This is a genomic window from Faecalibacterium sp. AF10-46 (assembly GCF_003604105.1).
Taxonomy (GTDB): domain Bacteria; phylum Bacillota; class Clostridia; order Oscillospirales; family Ruminococcaceae; genus Faecalibacterium; species Faecalibacterium taiwanense.
Genome location: NZ_QVGY01000001.1, coordinates 606,114 through 620,810, shown reverse-complemented (window position 1 = coordinate 620,810; position 14,697 = coordinate 606,114). Strand labels below are relative to the sequence as shown.

Genomic DNA, 14,697 nt, shown 5'->3' with positions numbered 1-14,697 from the left:
GTGGAAGGTGGTTTACGGGAAATTGTGAAGGAATACGCAGGGCGTGTCTTACTACTTTGGCAGGAAAATAACGATGATGCGTGAGGCAAAAATTGTAGCACAAAAAGCCAATTTTGTCTTGAACTTTTTGCCGTATGTGCTAGAATAAAAGAGAAAGGCATCCTTGTGTCCAACAGATATCTGGATGTGAATATTGGAAAGTAAATTCGGAGGTAATCACAATGGCTGATATGTTTGCACCGCTGGTAGCACAGCTGAAGGCAAATCCCAAGACGATCGTTTTCACCGAGGGCAATGATCCCCGCATTCTGGAGGCCGCTGCAAAGCTGCTGGCCGAGGGTGTGCTGAAGGTCGTCATGGTGGGCAACGAGGCTGAGTGCAAGGCTGCTGCTGCCGCCGGTAACTTTGATATTTCCGCTGCCGAGATCATCGACCCCGAGAACTATGCCGGTTTCGATGAGATGGTCAACACCATGGTGGAGCTGCGCAAGGGCAAGCAGACCGCTGAGGAGTGCACCGCTTTGCTGAAGAAGTCCAACTACTTCGGCACCATGCTGGTGAAGATGGGCAAGGCTGATTGCCTGCTGGGCGGCGCTACTTACTCCACTGCCGACACCATTCGTCCCGCTCTGCAGCTGGTCAAGACCAAGAAGGGCGCACATCTGGTCAGCTCCTGCTTCATTCTGGACCGTGACTGCGGTGAAGAGGGCCTGAAGCGCATTGCCATGGGCGACTGCGCTGTTAACATCGACTATACCGATACCGTTGATAAGGCTACCGGCGAGGTCAAGATCGCCGCTTCTGCAAAGCTTGCTGAGGTTGCTATTGAGACCGCTAAGACCGCAAAGTTGTTCGGCATCGATCCGAAGGTTGCTGTGCTGAGCTTCTCCACCAAGGGCTCCGGCAAGGGCGGCACCGTTGCTTTGAGCCATGACGCTGTGATCAAGGCTCAGGAAATGGATCCCGAGTTGGCTGTGGACGGTGAGCTGCAGTTTGACGCTGCCGTTGCTCCCGAAGTTGCACAGGTCAAGTGCAAGGGCAGCAAGGTGGCTGGTCAGGCCAACACCTTCATCTTCCCCTGCATCGAGGCCGGCAACATCGGCTATAAGATCGCTCAGCGTCTGGGCGGTTATGCAGCTTACGGCCCCATCCTGCAGGGTCTGAACGCTCCCATCAACGATCTGTCCCGTGGCTGCAACGCCGACGAGGTCTACAAAATGAGCCTGATCACTGCCTGCCAGTCTTGAGCTGACTGATTGAAAATAGCCGCCGCATTCACCGTACAAAACGGGCAGAATGTTGAGGCTTCAAAGGCAGATTTCAAAAAATGAGTATAGCAAAGCTGAACATCTGTGAAAAAGCAGGTGCTCAGCTTTTTGCATTTTCAGTTCCGAAAAATTCTACTCTTTTTGAGGGAAAAAGATGAGATTTTTGCTTTCCGCTTTTCATTGGCGCTATTTTGCAACAGCCCCTTTACAGGTTTGCTCAGTTCTTTTCGATATACACGCTGGTGGAGGGGAACGCAAAATCCACACCGTCGGCCTGCATGATGTCCATAATGTTCAGGTTCAGGTCGTTCTGCATCTGCAAAAATTCCGCGTAGGCGTTAGTCAGCAGGTAGGCGGAGACCAGAATGTTGATGCTGGAATCGCCAAAGTTTGCAAGCTGTACGATGTTGGTACCCTTGTTGGTGTAAGGGCTTGCGTCCAGCATGGTCTGCAAGTCTTTCATCAGCTGTTCCAGCTTTGGGCGGGTGGTGCCATAGGTGACACCCAGATTGAACTTGTAGGGCCGCATGGTGCGCAGGGCGGCGTTCTGCACGGTGGAAGAGCAGATCTTACTGTTCGTCACCACATTGATGGTTTTATCCAGCGAGCGGATGCGGGTGGAACGGAAGTTGATGTCGATCACTTCGCCTTCCACATCGCCCACAGTGATCCAGTCGCCCACCGAGAAGGGCTTGTCCAGCAGAATCACGATGCCGGAAAACAGGTTGCTGGCGCTTTCCTGTGCGGCCAGCGAGATGGTCAGACCAACCAGACCGGCACCGGCGACAATGCTGCCGATGGGAAAGCCCACTTCTTGTGCCAACGCTGCCACGCACAGCACGATCACCAGCACCTTGTAGGCGGTGTCCAGCAAAGAGCAGAGTGTTTTGTTGGAGCGGATCTCCGGGCTGCAGGAAGCCAGCAGCAGGGCGGCCAGATCCGATGCCGCATACAGGCCTTCGCAGACCAGCAGGGTCATGACAAGGCGGAAGCAGACCAACAGCAGTCTGGCAATGCCGGGAATGGCCCAGGGCAGGGAAGCTGCCGCCAGATATACGCCAACCGCAGTGCACATGCGCTGGATGGGTACCGCAAAGCTGCGCAGCAGGATGGGAGTGCCGTTAAAGTACCACTTGCGGGCCAGCAGTGCCGGAATGCCCCTTTTGCTCAGCCAGCGGCGTACCAGCCATGCGGCAAGCAGAATGAGCAGCGCGCACCCTGCGCGCGCAGCCAGTGCAAACCAGCCCTCCAGCAGTACAGAGCCAAACTCAAACGAAAGATCACGAATAGAAAAGATCATGATAACCTCCTGAATTTTATACGACCCATCTATGATACCATACCGCACCCACCCGGGCAAGAGCTTACAGAGAAGGGAGCTTGAAAGAATTACTTTGACATTTTTTGCACAAATTTTAAGATGCCCTCTTGACAAGCTGGGCCTGCCACGCTATACTTTGTGCCAGAAAGTTCGTTTCAGGGCGGGGTGAGATTCCCCACTGGCGGTAAAGTCCGCGACCACCCGCAAGGGTGCTGACCCGGTGCAACTCCGGGACCAACGGTATAGTCCGGATGCAAGAAACGGCAGGCAAATCGTTGTCTACGCGCCCTGTTGCAGTGTTTTTGTTGCAGCAGGGCGCTTTTCTATTTGTCCTTCCCGTTCAAAAAAACAAGATACGAAAAGAGCTTTCGGAACAATTTTTGTAAGGGGCATCTTACCCCGGGAAGGATCATTACCATGAAAAAAAGCACGACTCACAATCTTACTGTTGCCGCCATGCTCAGCGCGGTGGCCTTTATCCTGATGTTCATTGAGTTTCCCATTCCGATGCTCATTCCGTCCTTCGTCAAGATGGACTTTTCTGACCTGCCGGCTCTGCTGGGTGCCTTTGCTCTCGGCCCGGTGTACGGTGTGGTCATCAGCTTTATGAAGAACCTGCTGCACATCGTTATCAAGGGCACTTCCACTGCATGCGTGGGCGAGCTGTGCAACTTCATGCTGGGTGCGGTTTTCTCCGCTGTGGCAGGCGCTGTCTATAAGCACCACAAGAGCCGCAAGACCGCCATCATCGGTGCTATTGCAGGCGCTGCAGCCATGGCTGTGTTCAGCGTACCGTCCAACTACTTCATCACCTATCCGGCCTATGTGCAGTTCTACCACATGCCGCTGGAAGCCATCCTCGGCATGTATCAGGCCATCCTGCCTTCTGCAGACAGTCTCATCAAGTGCCTTGTCATCTTCAATATGCCCTTCACGCTGGTCAAGGGCCTGCTGGATGCAGTGCTGTGCATGCTGATCTACAAGCCGCTGTCTCCCATCCTGCACGGCAGAAAGTAACTTGTTCTCCACTTTTTTCTTCTTCTCAAATCATATAACCACAGCAAAACTCCCCGGTCAGGTCCCGCAGTGCGGTTCCCGGCCGGGGAGCTGTTATTTAGAGGAAAATATATCCGCCCGCGATCAATCAGGCCAATGCCCCTTTGTCCAGCCATCTGCCATGGGCCAGCCGCACAAGGAACAGCACACCGCGTATGGTCAGCTCAAAGCTCATGGCCATCCATACACCCACCAGCCCAAAATGCGGAGCCAGCAGGGAAGCCAGCGTGAGCCGGATGCCCCACATGCTGACAAGGTTCAGCACAAAGCATCCCGTGCTGTCTCCGGCACCCTGCATGGCACCGCTGGCAACGATGCTGGCACCGAACATCGGTTCGGCCAGTGCTTCAATGCGCAGCACCCGTGCGCCCAGCGCAATAACTGCCGCATCTGCGGTGAAAACGCCCATCAGGTTTGGCGCAAAAATGTACATGCCAACGCCGGTCAGCGCCATAATGCCCATGCCCATGCCGGTGCACAGCCAGGCAAAGTTTTTTGCCATATCCCGACGGTTTGCGCCCACGGCCTGTCCCACCAGTGCAAGGGATGCATCCTGAATGCCATAGCCTGCCATGTAGCACAGGCTTTCGGCACTCACACCCAGACTGTTGGCAGCAATGGCGGTGGTGCCAAGGCCGGATACGATGCGGATGAGCAGCACCTGCGCCGAGGAAAGAACTGCACGCTCTGCGGCCAGCGGTGCGCCTACCTTCCACAGGTTCTGCAGACAGGCTTTGGTAATGTGCCAGGAGCCGGGCTTGCGGATGCACAGCGGGCCGTCTCGCAGCAGCAGGATGGCAAGGGTCAGCACACCGCTGATAGTGGTAGCAAGGGCGGTGCCCAGTGCTGCGCCCGGTACCCCCCAGCCAAGGCCCCAGACGGTCATTGTGCGGCCAAACACCACCATCTCACGGGTGGGATTGATGAGGCAGAAGTTAAAGATTACATCCAGCACGCAGGTCAGCACGCTGATAAGGCCCGGTGTCAGGGCATCGCCGGAGGAACGCAGCATGGAAGAGTAGGTTCCCATGATCATCAAAAAGGGCAGGGAAGCCGACCAGATGGCAAAGTAGGCCGAAGCATCCGCCTGCAGGGAAGGGTCGGCACCCAGCCATCCGGGCAGAAAGCGGCTGATGCCAATGCCGAAGGCCGCAGCTGCAAGGCCCACCACAAGGTTGAAGATCATAGATTGGCGCAATACACCGCGTGCATCGTCCTGCCGGTCTGCACCCAGATACTGTGCCACCTGAATGGCAAAGGACATATATAGACCGGCCAGCATTCCATGCATGAGCCACGTGCTGGAACTGACGATGCCAATGGATGCCGTAGCAGATGCACCGATATGCCCCACCATGGCTGCGTCGATGTACTCCACCGCAGTTACCACGATCTGCTGCAGGATGGATGGGATGCTCAGTGTGAGCACCACCTGCATGGTGTGCCGCAGCGGCACCTGTTCGCCCCGGCGCATCTGCGCCGAAAGCTGCTCAAGAGAGATGGACATGAGTTCTCCTTTTATAGAAACAATAACTTTTTTGACAGACTGATATACTATTATAAGTGCGGTGCTGCAGAAAGTCAATCAAACGTGGATTTTTCTCCGGGAATGATTGATTTTTTATGGATAGCGTGATACACTTCTCTCACAAACATAAAAGAAAGAGGAACTTTGAATATGATCGAATCACTGCTTTCGGTCGTAGGACAGCGCGGTGTCGATGCTCTGGCATTCCTGCTGGCGTTTGCCCTCACGGCTTTGATGGACTCCGTTTTTCACGATAAGCTTCCGCACGACCATGGCCGCGAGTTTGCGGTGAACGGTGCGCTTTCCAAGGGTAAGGCCCGTGGTTCCGGCCTGATCTTCGTGCTGTGCATCGCACTGGTATCGCTGGCATTCCTGCCGTTCAAGGTGGAATACGTCATCTACACCATTCTGCTTATTGCATCCATGCTGTCCGGCTACTTTGACGATGCTGCTGAAACTGCATGGAACGAGTATAAAAAGGGCATCATTGATTTTGCCATTGCCATCGTTGCAGGTGTGACCTACCTCAACTTCAACGGCTGCGGTGTGAATTTCCTGCAGTGGAGTTTCACTCTGCCGTATGCTGTGTATCTGCTGCTGATCGTTATTCTGATCTGGACCAGCATCAATGTGGTCAACTGCACCGACGGCGTGGACGGCCTTTCGGCAAGTGTTGCAGTGGTGACCATCGGCACCTACCTGCTGGCCTATAAAACAGAACTGGCTGAGTACGGCACCGCAGGCGTTGTGTTCATGGGGGCGCTGCTGGCCTATCTGTGGTCCAACGCAAAGCCGTCCAGCCTGCTGATGGGCGATGCCGGCAGCCGCGCAATGGGCTTCTTTATCGCAATGCTGTCCCTCAAATGCGGCCATCCGTTTGCCTTCCTGCTGGCAGCCATCGTGTTCATCGTGGATGGCAGTCTGGGCATCCTGAAGATCAGCCTGAAGCGCTTTTTGCACATTTCCATCCTCAAGAACACCCGCACCCCTCTGCACGACCACGCCCGCAAGAATAAGGGCTGGAGCGACGAGCAGGTGGTGGCCCGCTGGCTGATCATGCAGTGTGTGGCTTCGGCTTTGCTGCTGCTCATTGTCCGCGGCTAAAATATAGCAATCAAAAAAAGACGCTTGGTCTTGTCTGAATATGTTTCCCCGGCAGGGAAGCATACAGCAGTGTATCAAGCGTCTTTTATTTTATAGTTCGATGATTCGTTACAGCCCGGCCTTTTTGGCTGCAGCCTGCACGACATGGCCCACCAGAACCGAGGTGGTCACAGTGCCCACACCGCCGGGTACCGGCGTGATGGCATCCACTACCGGCTCTGCTTCGCTGAACTTTACGTCACCGCACAGCTTGCCCTCTTCGTTCACATGGATGCCCACATCCACCACGGTCTGGCCCTCCCGCAGGCAGTCGGCACCCACGGCACCCATCTTGCCCATGGCCACTACTACCACATCTGCTTCCTTGCAGATGGCGGGCAGGTTCTGCGTGCGGGAATTGCAGATGGTCACGGTGGCGTTCTCGCGGTCCAGCATCATGGCTGCGGGCTTGCCTACCACAAGGCTGCGGCCCACTACGACAGCGCGCCTGCCGGAAAGCGGAATGTTGTAATACTTCAGGATCTCAAGGCAGGCCTGCGCGGTGCAGGGAGCGTAGCCGAGATCGGTATTAGTGAACACACCGGCCAGAGAATCGTCCGTGATGCCGTCAATGTCCTTTTCCGGAGCCAGCGCCGCACGCACAGTGCGGTCATTGAACTGCTTGGGCAGCGGACGGAACAGCAGGCATCCGTGGATGGTATCCTCTGCGTTCACCTCGGCGATCGCCTTCAACAGATCGTCCTGCGAAGCATCGGCGGGCAGAAGAAACTGCTTTACCTCCACGCCCACCTTGCCGCAGCGGGCGATCACGCCGCGCTCGTAGGAGAGGTCGTCCTCCCGCTCACCCACACGCACCACGGCCAGCGTGGGAGTGATGCCTTTTGCCTTGAGCTGCTCACACAGCGCCGCATTGCGTTCGTTCATAGCGGCTACAACGGGTGCGCCCTTCAAAATCGTTGCCATAATACTTTCCCTCACTTATTTCGCAATTTGTTCATCACGGATGCAAAAACAGCGTCTGCCCGCAACACAAATTCATCCAGCAGTTTGTCTGTTTTTGCGTCCAACGCAGCAGCGCGCTCACGGTCTGCCATCAGCTTTGTGTTGATGAACACATTCAGGCTTGCGGCCTGCAAGGCTGCCTTGCACAGGGCGGCTGCACAGCCTGCGTCCGAGACGGCCATCACGCTGCCCTTGGCGGCGTATTCTTCCACCAGAGCAATGCCCTCGGCGCACTTTTCCATGATCTCAAGTGGCACGGCACAGGCGGCATCCAGCGCCTTTTCCAGCACGGCGGCTTTGTGTGCAGCCTGCTCTGGTGTGTCCTTGGGCAGGCCGTAGGCCGCAGCCAGCGGCGCAAAGGCATCGGCATCGGCCTGCACCAGCGCTTCCAGCTCTTTGCGCAGGGCATCGGCTTTTGTGTTCAGGGCCTGAATGTCTGCTTCCACGGCGGCATATTTCTTTTTGCCGGTGGTCAGGTTGCCCACCATATTGCCCAGCGCTACACCGGCAGCACCCACCAGCGCTGCCGTTCCGCCGCCGCCCGGCGTGGGGGCTTTGCTGGCCAGCTCTGCGAGAAATTTCTCACAGCTCAGCTTAGTCATTTCCATTTGTAAATACCCCTCTCTGTTACATAGGCATCCAGCCGCTGGTCGTGCTCGTCTACGGCAGCATGTTCCACCCGCTGTGCCTCAAATGCAATGCCGATCTTCACCGCGTTTTTGCAGCGGGGAAGATACCGGTCGTAATAACCCTTGCCCATGCCGACCCGGAAGCAGTCTGCATCAAAAGCCGTGCAGGGTACAAGGACCAGATCCAGCGCTTCCGGCAGCAGAATCTCCGACCGGCTCAGGATGGGGGTGCGGATGCCGTACTGCCCCATCTCCCAGCCGTCCGGGCCGGGCACAGCGGCTGTAAGGGAATACGCCTCGCCGCACACCGGATAGGCCAGTGTTTTGCCCTGAGCTGCTGCTTCGGCGGCAAAGGCAGCAAGGTCGGCTTCAAAGCCAAACGCTGCGTACAGCAGGATGGTCTGCGCATTCTGCACGGCAGCCAGCTGCCAGAGGGATGCGCACAAAGCGGCATTTGCAGCCTTGCGTTCTTCCGGGCCGAGAGCCTTGCGTGCGGCACGGCCCGCTTTGCGCTGGGTCTGCTTTGCTTCGCTGACCGTCACCAGAGAACACCTCGCTTCATCTGAAGATTGACTGACTTGAAAAATATACAAAAACGACACTGCATTTTTATACAAGTATAATAAACACTTCAGACGAAAAAAGCAAGCCTTTTGGCAAAATGGAAGTTGAAGATTCTACAGCTTTCTGCTATGATAAAAGAAAGCAATTCGGTTCGTGCGCGGAGCAGGGTGGCTTGAAGAGATCCAGAGATCCGGGGCTTTCTCCGGAAATTGAGAGGGGTAGAATATTATGTACAATGAAATGATGGACACCATCGGTCTGGTCAATACCGTTGATCCGGAGTTGGCCGCAGCCATGGATCGCGAGCTGAACCGTCAGCGCCAGAACATTGAACTGATCGCCAGTGAGAACATCGTCTCTCCCGCCGTCATGGCCGCAATGGGCAGCATCCTGACCAACAAGTACGCCGAGGGCCTGCCCGGCAAGCGCTACTATGGCGGCTGTGTCTATGTGGACGAGGTGGAGAACATTGCCATCGAGCGTGCCTGCAAGCTGTTCGGCGCAAAATATGCCAATGTTCAGCCCCACTCCGGTGCACAGGCCAATCTGGCAGTTTATTTTGCTCTGCTGGATCTGGGCGATACTGTCATGGGCATGGATCTGTCTCAGGGCGGCCATCTGACCCACGGTTCTCCGGTGAACATGTCCGGCAAGAACTATAACTTTGTCTCTTACGGTGTCAATGCCGACGGCGTGATCGACTATGCTGAGCTGGAAAAGCAGGTTAAGAAGGTGCGCCCCAAGCTGATCGTGGCCGGTGCATCTGCATATCCCCGTGCCATCGATTTTGAGAAGATCGCTGAGATCGCCCACGGCTATGGTGCATATCTGATGGTGGATATGGCCCACATTGCCGGTCTGGTGGCAGGCGGCTATCACCAGAGTCCTGTGCCGTATGCTGATGTTGTTACCACCACCACCCACAAGACCCTGCGCGGCCCCCGCGGCGGTCTGATTCTGACCAACAATCCCATTCTTGCAAAGCGCATCAATTCTGCCGTGTTCCCCGGCACCCAGGGCGGCCCGCTGGAGCATGTGATCGCCGCAAAAGCTGTCTGCTTTGGTGAAGCACTGAAGCCGGAGTTCAAGGAATATGCCCGCAAGATCGTGGAGAATGCACAGGCTCTGGCAGCAGAGCTGCAGGCCCGCGGCGTCAAGCTGGTGTCCGGCGGTACGGATAACCACCTCATGCTGATCGACCTGCGTGACGAGGAGTGCACCGGCAAGGAGCTGGAAGCACGTCTGGACAGCGTGCACATCACCGCCAATAAGAACACTGTCCCCGGCGAGACCCGCAGCCCATTCGTGACTTCTGGCGTGCGTCTGGGCACCCCGGCTGTTACCACCCGCGGCATGGGCGTGGCCGAGATGAAGGTGATCGCCGACTGCATCGCCGATTGCATCTGGCACTACGACGAGAAGAAGGACGAAATCAGTGACCGTGTGCTGAAGCTGACCCGGGATTTTCCTCTGTATCAGTAAATATCGCATTGTTTGAAAGAGGAAGCGCCTTCGGGTGCTTCCTCTTCCTTTTTTGCTGGGTTTGTGTTACCATAAACGCAAAGACAAAAGGAGAAATGACCATGAAGCGTACAGGGCTGTTACATCTATATTACGGTGATGGCAAGGGCAAGACCACCGCTGCCATGGGCCTTGCTTTGCGGGCCATGGGCAGCGGAAAGCGGGTGGTGATTCTGCAGTTCCTCAAAGGCGGCAAAAGCGGCGAGGTGCCGCTGCTGGAACAGCTGGGTGCAAAGGTGTACCGCGGCAAGGCGGGGCAGAAATTCGTGTTCCAGATGAACGAAGCGGAAAAGGAAGCCACCCGCCAGCTGCAGAATGCGAACCTCACAGCTGCCATGGCTGACCCTGCCGACCTGCTGATTTTGGACGAAGCAGGCAGCGCATGGGAACTGGATATGGTGGATAAAGCCCTGTTGCAAAAGGCCGTGCTGGAACGCCCGGCAGAGCAGGAATGCGTGCTTACTGCCCATGCTGCGCCGCAGTGGATGCTGGATGCCGCCGACTATGCCACGGAGATGAAGTGCCACCGCCACCCTTACCAGAGGGGAATTTCCGCCCGGCAGGGCATTGAATACTGACCCGGCAGCAGGATGCCGGGTGCATGAGTGAAAAGCGCAAAAACCGGGATGGGGTATTTTTCATCTTGCATTTAGCCCACTGGTGTGATATGATGAAGACAAGAAATCATGCGTGCATTTTCTGAGCAGACCCACCACAGAACAGGGAACCGCTCCGCACCGCTGCCGGGCAGTTCCCGACGGCGTTTTGTTTGAAACTGCGGTTAGTGCTTCCTAACAGATTCTGCGTCAACGGGCCGATGCGCGCAGAAGATCTGGAGGAGAATAAAATGATTGAAACGATCGTAAAAGTAGATGGTATGATGTGCGGCATGTGCGAGAGCCATGTCAACGAAGCCGTGCGCAAGGCCTTCCCGGAGGTAAAAAGGGTGTCGTCCTCGCAGGCAAAAGCCCAGACGGTGATCCACTCGGAACAGCCGCTGGACGAGCAGAAGCTGCGGGATGCCATCAATGCAACCGGCTATGAGGTCAAGGGCGTAAGCAGTGCACCTTACGAGAAAAAAGGCTTTTTCTCGTTTTTGAAAAAGTAAGCAAACCTTAACACACATAAGGGAGGCGTATCTGGATGAGGATTCTGGTTTACGGTGCGGGCGTTTTGGGCTGCGAGCTGGCCCATGTGCTGATGCAGAACAAAAAGAACGTTGTCACGCTGCTTGCACGCGGAGAGTGGAAGGAAATGATCGACCAGAAGGGTTTAATCATCCGCCACTGGGTGCAGCGCAAGACCACAACGGAACGGATCAAAACCGTGGACACTCTTGCCCCGGATGATTATTATGATCTCGTCTTTGTGGTCGTGCAGGCGGGCCAGCTGCCGGAGGTGCTTCCTGTGCTCAAGGCCAACAAGAGCCAGTATTTTGTGTTTGTGGGCAACAACCCGCAGGCAAAGCAGGTGCTGGAATTCATGCAGCGCCCGGCGGATAAGATCGCATTCGGCTTTCAGGGCACGGCAGGCCGCCGTGAACACGACCATGTGGTCAGTGTGTACGCCAGTGCTGGCATGACGGTGGGCGGTGCCACAACTCCGCTTTCTGGCACCTTCCGAACCCGGCTCAAGACCGCCTTTGACGGTGCAAAATACAAGCTGACCTTCTATGGCGATATGGATGAATGGCTCAAGTGCCACATTGCATTCGTTCTGCCGGCGTGCTATGTGTGCTATGCCTGCAACGGCGATCTGCACCGGGCCACCAAGCAGCAGCGCGGTGCCATTCTGGATGCCGCCTATGAAGCCTGCCTGATGCTCAAGGATGCGGGCATCCCGGTGAACGATGCCAACAACACCGATAATTTCCAGCCCGGCACATCGGCCCGCCGTAAGATGGAAGCGATGGTGTTTACCATGACAAAAACACCGCTGGGCAGATTGTGCGTTTCGGATCACGCCATGCACGCAGTGTCCGAAATGAAGTATCTGGACGAAGCGTTCGATGCTCTGCGCAGGCAGACCGGCACGGCAATGCCCATGTGGGAAAAGCTGCGCAATGAAATGCCCTCGTGGGATAGCCTGCAGCAGAACCGGAAAGCAGCAAAATAAAACAAAAAAGAAGCAAAGGCACTGCCGCTCCTGTTTTGGGTGCGGCAGTGCCTTTTTGTTTGGGTCTCATTTATTCCAGAAGTCCTGCAGGGCAGCGGCCAGTTCTTCGCAGCTGCGCAGATAGCGGATATGCCGCCAGTGAGGAGGGAACAGCCGGATGTATTCCTGCTGGGCAAACCGGTCGTCCAGCAAAAGCACCGCACCTCTGTCTTCCGGCGTGCGGATCACGCGCCCTGCGGCCTGCAGTACCTTGTTCATGCCGGGATAGCGGTAGGCATAATCAAATCCAAAGCCGTTCTGTGCGTCATAATAACGGCGCAGCATTTCCTGCTGCGGATTTACCTGCGGCAGGCCCACACCCACAATGGCGCACCCGATCAGGCGGCTGCCTGCAAGATCAACTCCCTCACCAAAGATGCCGCCCATCACGCCAAAACCTAGAAGCGTTTCGGCCGGGTCCGGCACAAACTGAGCCAGAAATTCAGCCCGAGCGGCATCATCCAGACGGCTTTCCTGCACAAGGGTGCGAATGCCCGGGTAACGTGCTGCAAAATCTTCGTGTACCTGCCGCAGATATGCGTAGCTTGGGAAAAAGGCAAAGTAGTTTCCCGTTCTGGCCTGCACCAGCCGGGCCAGTGCATCCGAAACTGCCTGCACGCTGGCTTCGCGGTCGCGGTAGCGGGTAGAAATATTCGGCAGGCAATACAGCCCCAGATTTTCAGCCGGGAAGGGATTGTCCAGTGCGACGGCACGTGCATCGCTGCAGCCCAGAACACTGCGGTAGAACGAGGGCGGAGCCAGTGTTGCACTGAACAGCGCTGCGCTGCGCCCTGCGGCAAGGCTGGCATCCACAAAAGGTGCCGGGTCCAGACACAGCAGCTGCAATTCAAGCTCTCTGCCGCGCGCGGTAAGCTGAGTGACAAAGTGGCTGTCGTATCGTTCGGCGGCACGGGTGATGTCCTGTACAGCAAAATAAAGCTCCAGCAACTGTGCATGTACTTCGGCATCCGGGTTCGCTTCCAGCCAGTCCTGCAAAGGTGCCTGTACGGCCCGCAGCGAACTGAGCAGGGCAGAGGGCGGCTCCTGCAAAAACACAGTACTGTCCTGTACATACAGCGGTTCGGGCAGTTCCAGTGCGGGGGCAGTGTTTTCAGGCAAAAGACTGGTCTGTGCCGGGTCTGCGGCATCGGTCTGGCTGCTGTGCCGGGGTGCAAGCTGTATGCAGGCTTTCCGGGCTTCCAGCAGGGCTTTGTCTGCTTTGGTCAGAGCGGTCTTTAAAGCACTTTTGCCCTTGCCCAATGCGCGTTTTGCCTCGGTCAGGCTGCTTTTACAAAAGCGTGCAGAATACATTGCTCTGGCTCTGTCGGGCAGATTATGTGCTTCATCGACCAAAAACAACCAGTCGCCGGAAGAATCAAAGAACCGCTTCAGGTGCACCACCGGATCGAACAGGTAATTGTAATCCCCAATGACCACATCGCACCACTCGCTCAGGTCTAGCCCCAGTTCAAAGGGACACACCGAAAAACGCTTTGCCGCCCCGGCCAGCGCTGCGCGGTCAAAGCTGCCGGTACCGTCCAGCAGAGCTGTCAGCGCATCCTTGATGCGGTCGTAGTAGCCGTTGGCGTAGGGACAAAGCTCCGGCAGGCAGGCGGGATGTCCCTCTGCGTCCGGATGCAGGCAGACCTTTTCCTTGGCGGTCAGCGTCACACTGCGCAGGGCAAGCTCTGGCTGTGCCGTATGCAGCCGGGTCAAGGCATCCTCGGCGGCAGTCTGGGTCGTGTTGCGGGCCGTGAGATAGAACAGCTTTTCTCCGTTGCCTTCGCCCATGGCTTTCAGCGCGGGGAAAAGCGCGCTCATGGTCTTGCCAATGCCGGTAGGAGCCTGACAGAACAGCCGCGTACCGCCCTTGCAGTCGGCGGTCTTGCCAGCGCGGCAGGCGCGGTAGATCTCGCCCGCCATAGCCCGCTGTCCGGGCCGGTACTGCGCAAACGGGAACTGCAGTGCCGCAAGGCTCTGAGTACGCTTTACATCCCACTCTATCCGGCGCTGCGCCCACGGAGCATACTGGCACAATAATTTGTCAAGAAATTCATCCAGCTCCTGCTGCGTAAAGCGGCGGATAAAGCGGATGATCTGATCGGTGTCTATCTGATAATAAGTCAGCCGGACGTTCAGTTCCGGCAGGCTTTGCTGTGTGGCATAAATGGCACCGTACACCATGCCCTGTGCCCAGTGGCAGGGGTTCATATCCTCAGTGATCTCTTCCGGCGGCACAGCGGTGGTCTTGATCTCGTCAATGACTACCGTGCCAGTCTCATCGGTAAAAATGCCGTCAGCCCGGCCCTCAAGGGTAAAAGTGATGTCCTCTGCCTGCCGCTCTACGGAGAGAAACACCTCAGCCTGATAGCCGTCTCCGGCAGCTTTTTGCAATTTGCGGTGGATGTGGGCACCTTCCAGTGCACGGTCAAACCCCGTAAACCGGCTGTCAATGCTGCCGGTCCGCAGCAGAAATTCCACCAGCTGCCGGATGGGCAGATGAACCGTTGCCAAAGCATTTCACCTCCGCTTTTGGGATACACTGACGAA

Annotated in this window: 13 protein-coding genes and 1 riboswitch; of the genes, 7 read left to right on the top strand and 6 right to left on the bottom strand. The window is 56.4% G+C overall.

Going from position 1 to position 14,697, the window contains the following annotated elements; all coding sequences use genetic code 11:
- Positions 1 to 221: 221 nt before the first annotated feature.
- Positions 222 to 1,247, top strand: coding sequence for a phosphate acetyltransferase (gene pta, locus DWV57_RS03030; protein ID WP_118527288.1), 1,026 nt, complete (start codon positions 222 to 224; stop codon positions 1,245 to 1,247).
- Between the two features lie 238 nt (positions 1,248 to 1,485).
- On the opposite strand, the gene DWV57_RS03025 is transcribed toward pta, so the two are convergent.
- On the bottom strand, positions 1,486 to 2,568 hold the full coding sequence (locus tag DWV57_RS03025) for a mechanosensitive ion channel family protein (RefSeq protein WP_165853648.1): 1,083 nt from the start codon (positions 2,566 to 2,568) through the stop codon (positions 1,486 to 1,488).
- 168 nt (positions 2,569 to 2,736) lie between these two features.
- A riboswitch (FMN riboswitch) is annotated at positions 2,737 to 2,856 on the top strand.
- Positions 2,857 to 3,006: 150 nt separating this feature from the next.
- On the opposite strand from DWV57_RS03025, the gene DWV57_RS03020 reads away from it, so the two are divergent.
- A complete protein-coding gene (locus tag DWV57_RS03020; protein ID WP_097777761.1) occupies positions 3,007 to 3,606 on the top strand; it encodes an ECF transporter S component in 600 nt (199 codons plus the stop codon).
- Positions 3,607 to 3,733: 127 nt separating this feature from the next.
- Here DWV57_RS03020 and DWV57_RS03015 read toward each other — a convergent pair whose 3' ends face one another.
- Positions 3,734 to 5,152, bottom strand: coding sequence for an MATE family efflux transporter (locus DWV57_RS03015; RefSeq protein ID WP_120019885.1), 1,419 nt, complete (start codon positions 5,150 to 5,152; stop codon positions 3,734 to 3,736).
- Between the two features lie 171 nt (positions 5,153 to 5,323).
- Here DWV57_RS03015 and DWV57_RS03010 point away from each other — a divergent pair, with 171 nt between their 5' ends.
- A complete protein-coding gene (locus DWV57_RS03010; RefSeq protein ID WP_005941994.1) occupies positions 5,324 to 6,277 on the top strand; it encodes a phospho-N-acetylmuramoyl-pentapeptide-transferase in 954 nt (317 codons plus the stop codon).
- Between the two features lie 108 nt (positions 6,278 to 6,385).
- Here DWV57_RS03010 and DWV57_RS03005 read toward each other — a convergent pair whose 3' ends face one another.
- From DWV57_RS03005 to DWV57_RS02995, 3 genes are read right to left on the bottom strand one after another with little or no spacing between them, the layout of a single operon-like run.
- Positions 6,386 to 7,240: a tetrahydrofolate dehydrogenase/cyclohydrolase catalytic domain-containing protein gene (locus DWV57_RS03005; RefSeq protein WP_118527280.1), complete on the bottom strand. Its 855-nt coding sequence runs from the start codon at positions 7,238 to 7,240 to the stop codon at positions 6,386 to 6,388.
- Positions 7,241 to 7,251: 11 nt separating this feature from the next.
- Complete coding sequence (locus DWV57_RS03000) at positions 7,252 to 7,887, bottom strand: cyclodeaminase/cyclohydrolase family protein (RefSeq protein WP_097777764.1); 636 nt, start codon at positions 7,885 to 7,887, stop codon at positions 7,252 to 7,254.
- Positions 7,878 to 8,450, bottom strand: a complete 573-nt coding sequence (locus DWV57_RS02995) for a 5-formyltetrahydrofolate cyclo-ligase (RefSeq protein ID WP_097777765.1) — start codon at positions 8,448 to 8,450, stop codon at positions 7,878 to 7,880. Before DWV57_RS02995 ends, DWV57_RS03000 begins: the two co-directional genes overlap by 10 nt.
- Positions 8,451 to 8,700: 250 nt before the next feature.
- On the opposite strand from DWV57_RS02995, the gene glyA reads away from it, so the two are divergent.
- The 4 genes from glyA (at position 8,701) to DWV57_RS02975 (ending at position 12,108) form a co-directional block, all read left to right on the top strand.
- Positions 8,701 to 9,954, top strand: coding sequence for a serine hydroxymethyltransferase (gene glyA / locus DWV57_RS02990; RefSeq protein WP_005942005.1), 1,254 nt, complete (start codon positions 8,701 to 8,703; stop codon positions 9,952 to 9,954).
- A gap of 101 nt (positions 9,955 to 10,055) precedes the next feature.
- On the top strand, positions 10,056 to 10,571 hold the full coding sequence (locus DWV57_RS02985) for a cob(I)yrinic acid a,c-diamide adenosyltransferase (protein WP_097775481.1): 516 nt from the start codon (positions 10,056 to 10,058) through the stop codon (positions 10,569 to 10,571).
- Between the two features lie 269 nt (positions 10,572 to 10,840).
- Entirely contained in the window at positions 10,841 to 11,101 is a 261-nt protein-coding gene (locus tag DWV57_RS02980; protein ID WP_044953687.1) for a cation transporter, read from the top strand.
- Between the two features lie 35 nt (positions 11,102 to 11,136).
- Positions 11,137 to 12,108, top strand: a complete 972-nt coding sequence (locus tag DWV57_RS02975; RefSeq protein ID WP_120019884.1) for a 2-dehydropantoate 2-reductase N-terminal domain-containing protein — start codon at positions 11,137 to 11,139, stop codon at positions 12,106 to 12,108.
- A gap of 66 nt (positions 12,109 to 12,174) precedes the next feature.
- Here DWV57_RS02975 and DWV57_RS02970 read toward each other — a convergent pair whose 3' ends face one another.
- On the bottom strand, positions 12,175 to 14,661 hold the full coding sequence (locus DWV57_RS02970; RefSeq protein WP_120019883.1) for an ATP-dependent DNA helicase: 2,487 nt from the start codon (positions 14,659 to 14,661) through the stop codon (positions 12,175 to 12,177).
- Positions 14,662 to 14,697 lie beyond the last annotated feature (36 nt).

Excerpts from the sequence above, each read along its gene's own strand:
- pta (WP_118527288.1), top strand. The coding sequence starts at position 222 with ATGGCTGATATGTTTGCACCGCTGGTAGCACAGCTGAAGGCAAATCCC.
- DWV57_RS03025 (WP_165853648.1), bottom strand. The coding sequence starts at position 2,568 with ATGATCTTTTCTATTCGTGATCTTTCGTTTGAGTTTGGCTCTGTACTG.
- DWV57_RS03005 (WP_118527280.1), bottom strand. The coding sequence starts at position 7,240 with ATGGCAACGATTTTGAAGGGCGCACCCGTTGTAGCCGCTATGAACGAA.
- DWV57_RS03010 (WP_005941994.1), top strand. The coding sequence starts at position 5,324 with ATGATCGAATCACTGCTTTCGGTCGTAGGACAGCGCGGTGTCGATGCT.
- glyA (WP_005942005.1), top strand. The coding sequence starts at position 8,701 with ATGTACAATGAAATGATGGACACCATCGGTCTGGTCAATACCGTTGAT.
- DWV57_RS02980 (WP_044953687.1), top strand. The coding sequence starts at position 10,841 with ATGATTGAAACGATCGTAAAAGTAGATGGTATGATGTGCGGCATGTGC.
- DWV57_RS03000 (WP_097777764.1), bottom strand. The coding sequence starts at position 7,887 with ATGGAAATGACTAAGCTGAGCTGTGAGAAATTTCTCGCAGAGCTGGCC.
- DWV57_RS03015 (WP_120019885.1), bottom strand. The coding sequence starts at position 5,152 with ATGTCCATCTCTCTTGAGCAGCTTTCGGCGCAGATGCGCCGGGGCGAA.
- DWV57_RS02975 (WP_120019884.1), top strand. The coding sequence starts at position 11,137 with ATGAGGATTCTGGTTTACGGTGCGGGCGTTTTGGGCTGCGAGCTGGCC.
- DWV57_RS03020 (WP_097777761.1), top strand. The coding sequence starts at position 3,007 with ATGAAAAAAAGCACGACTCACAATCTTACTGTTGCCGCCATGCTCAGC.
- DWV57_RS02985 (WP_097775481.1), top strand. The coding sequence starts at position 10,056 with ATGAAGCGTACAGGGCTGTTACATCTATATTACGGTGATGGCAAGGGC.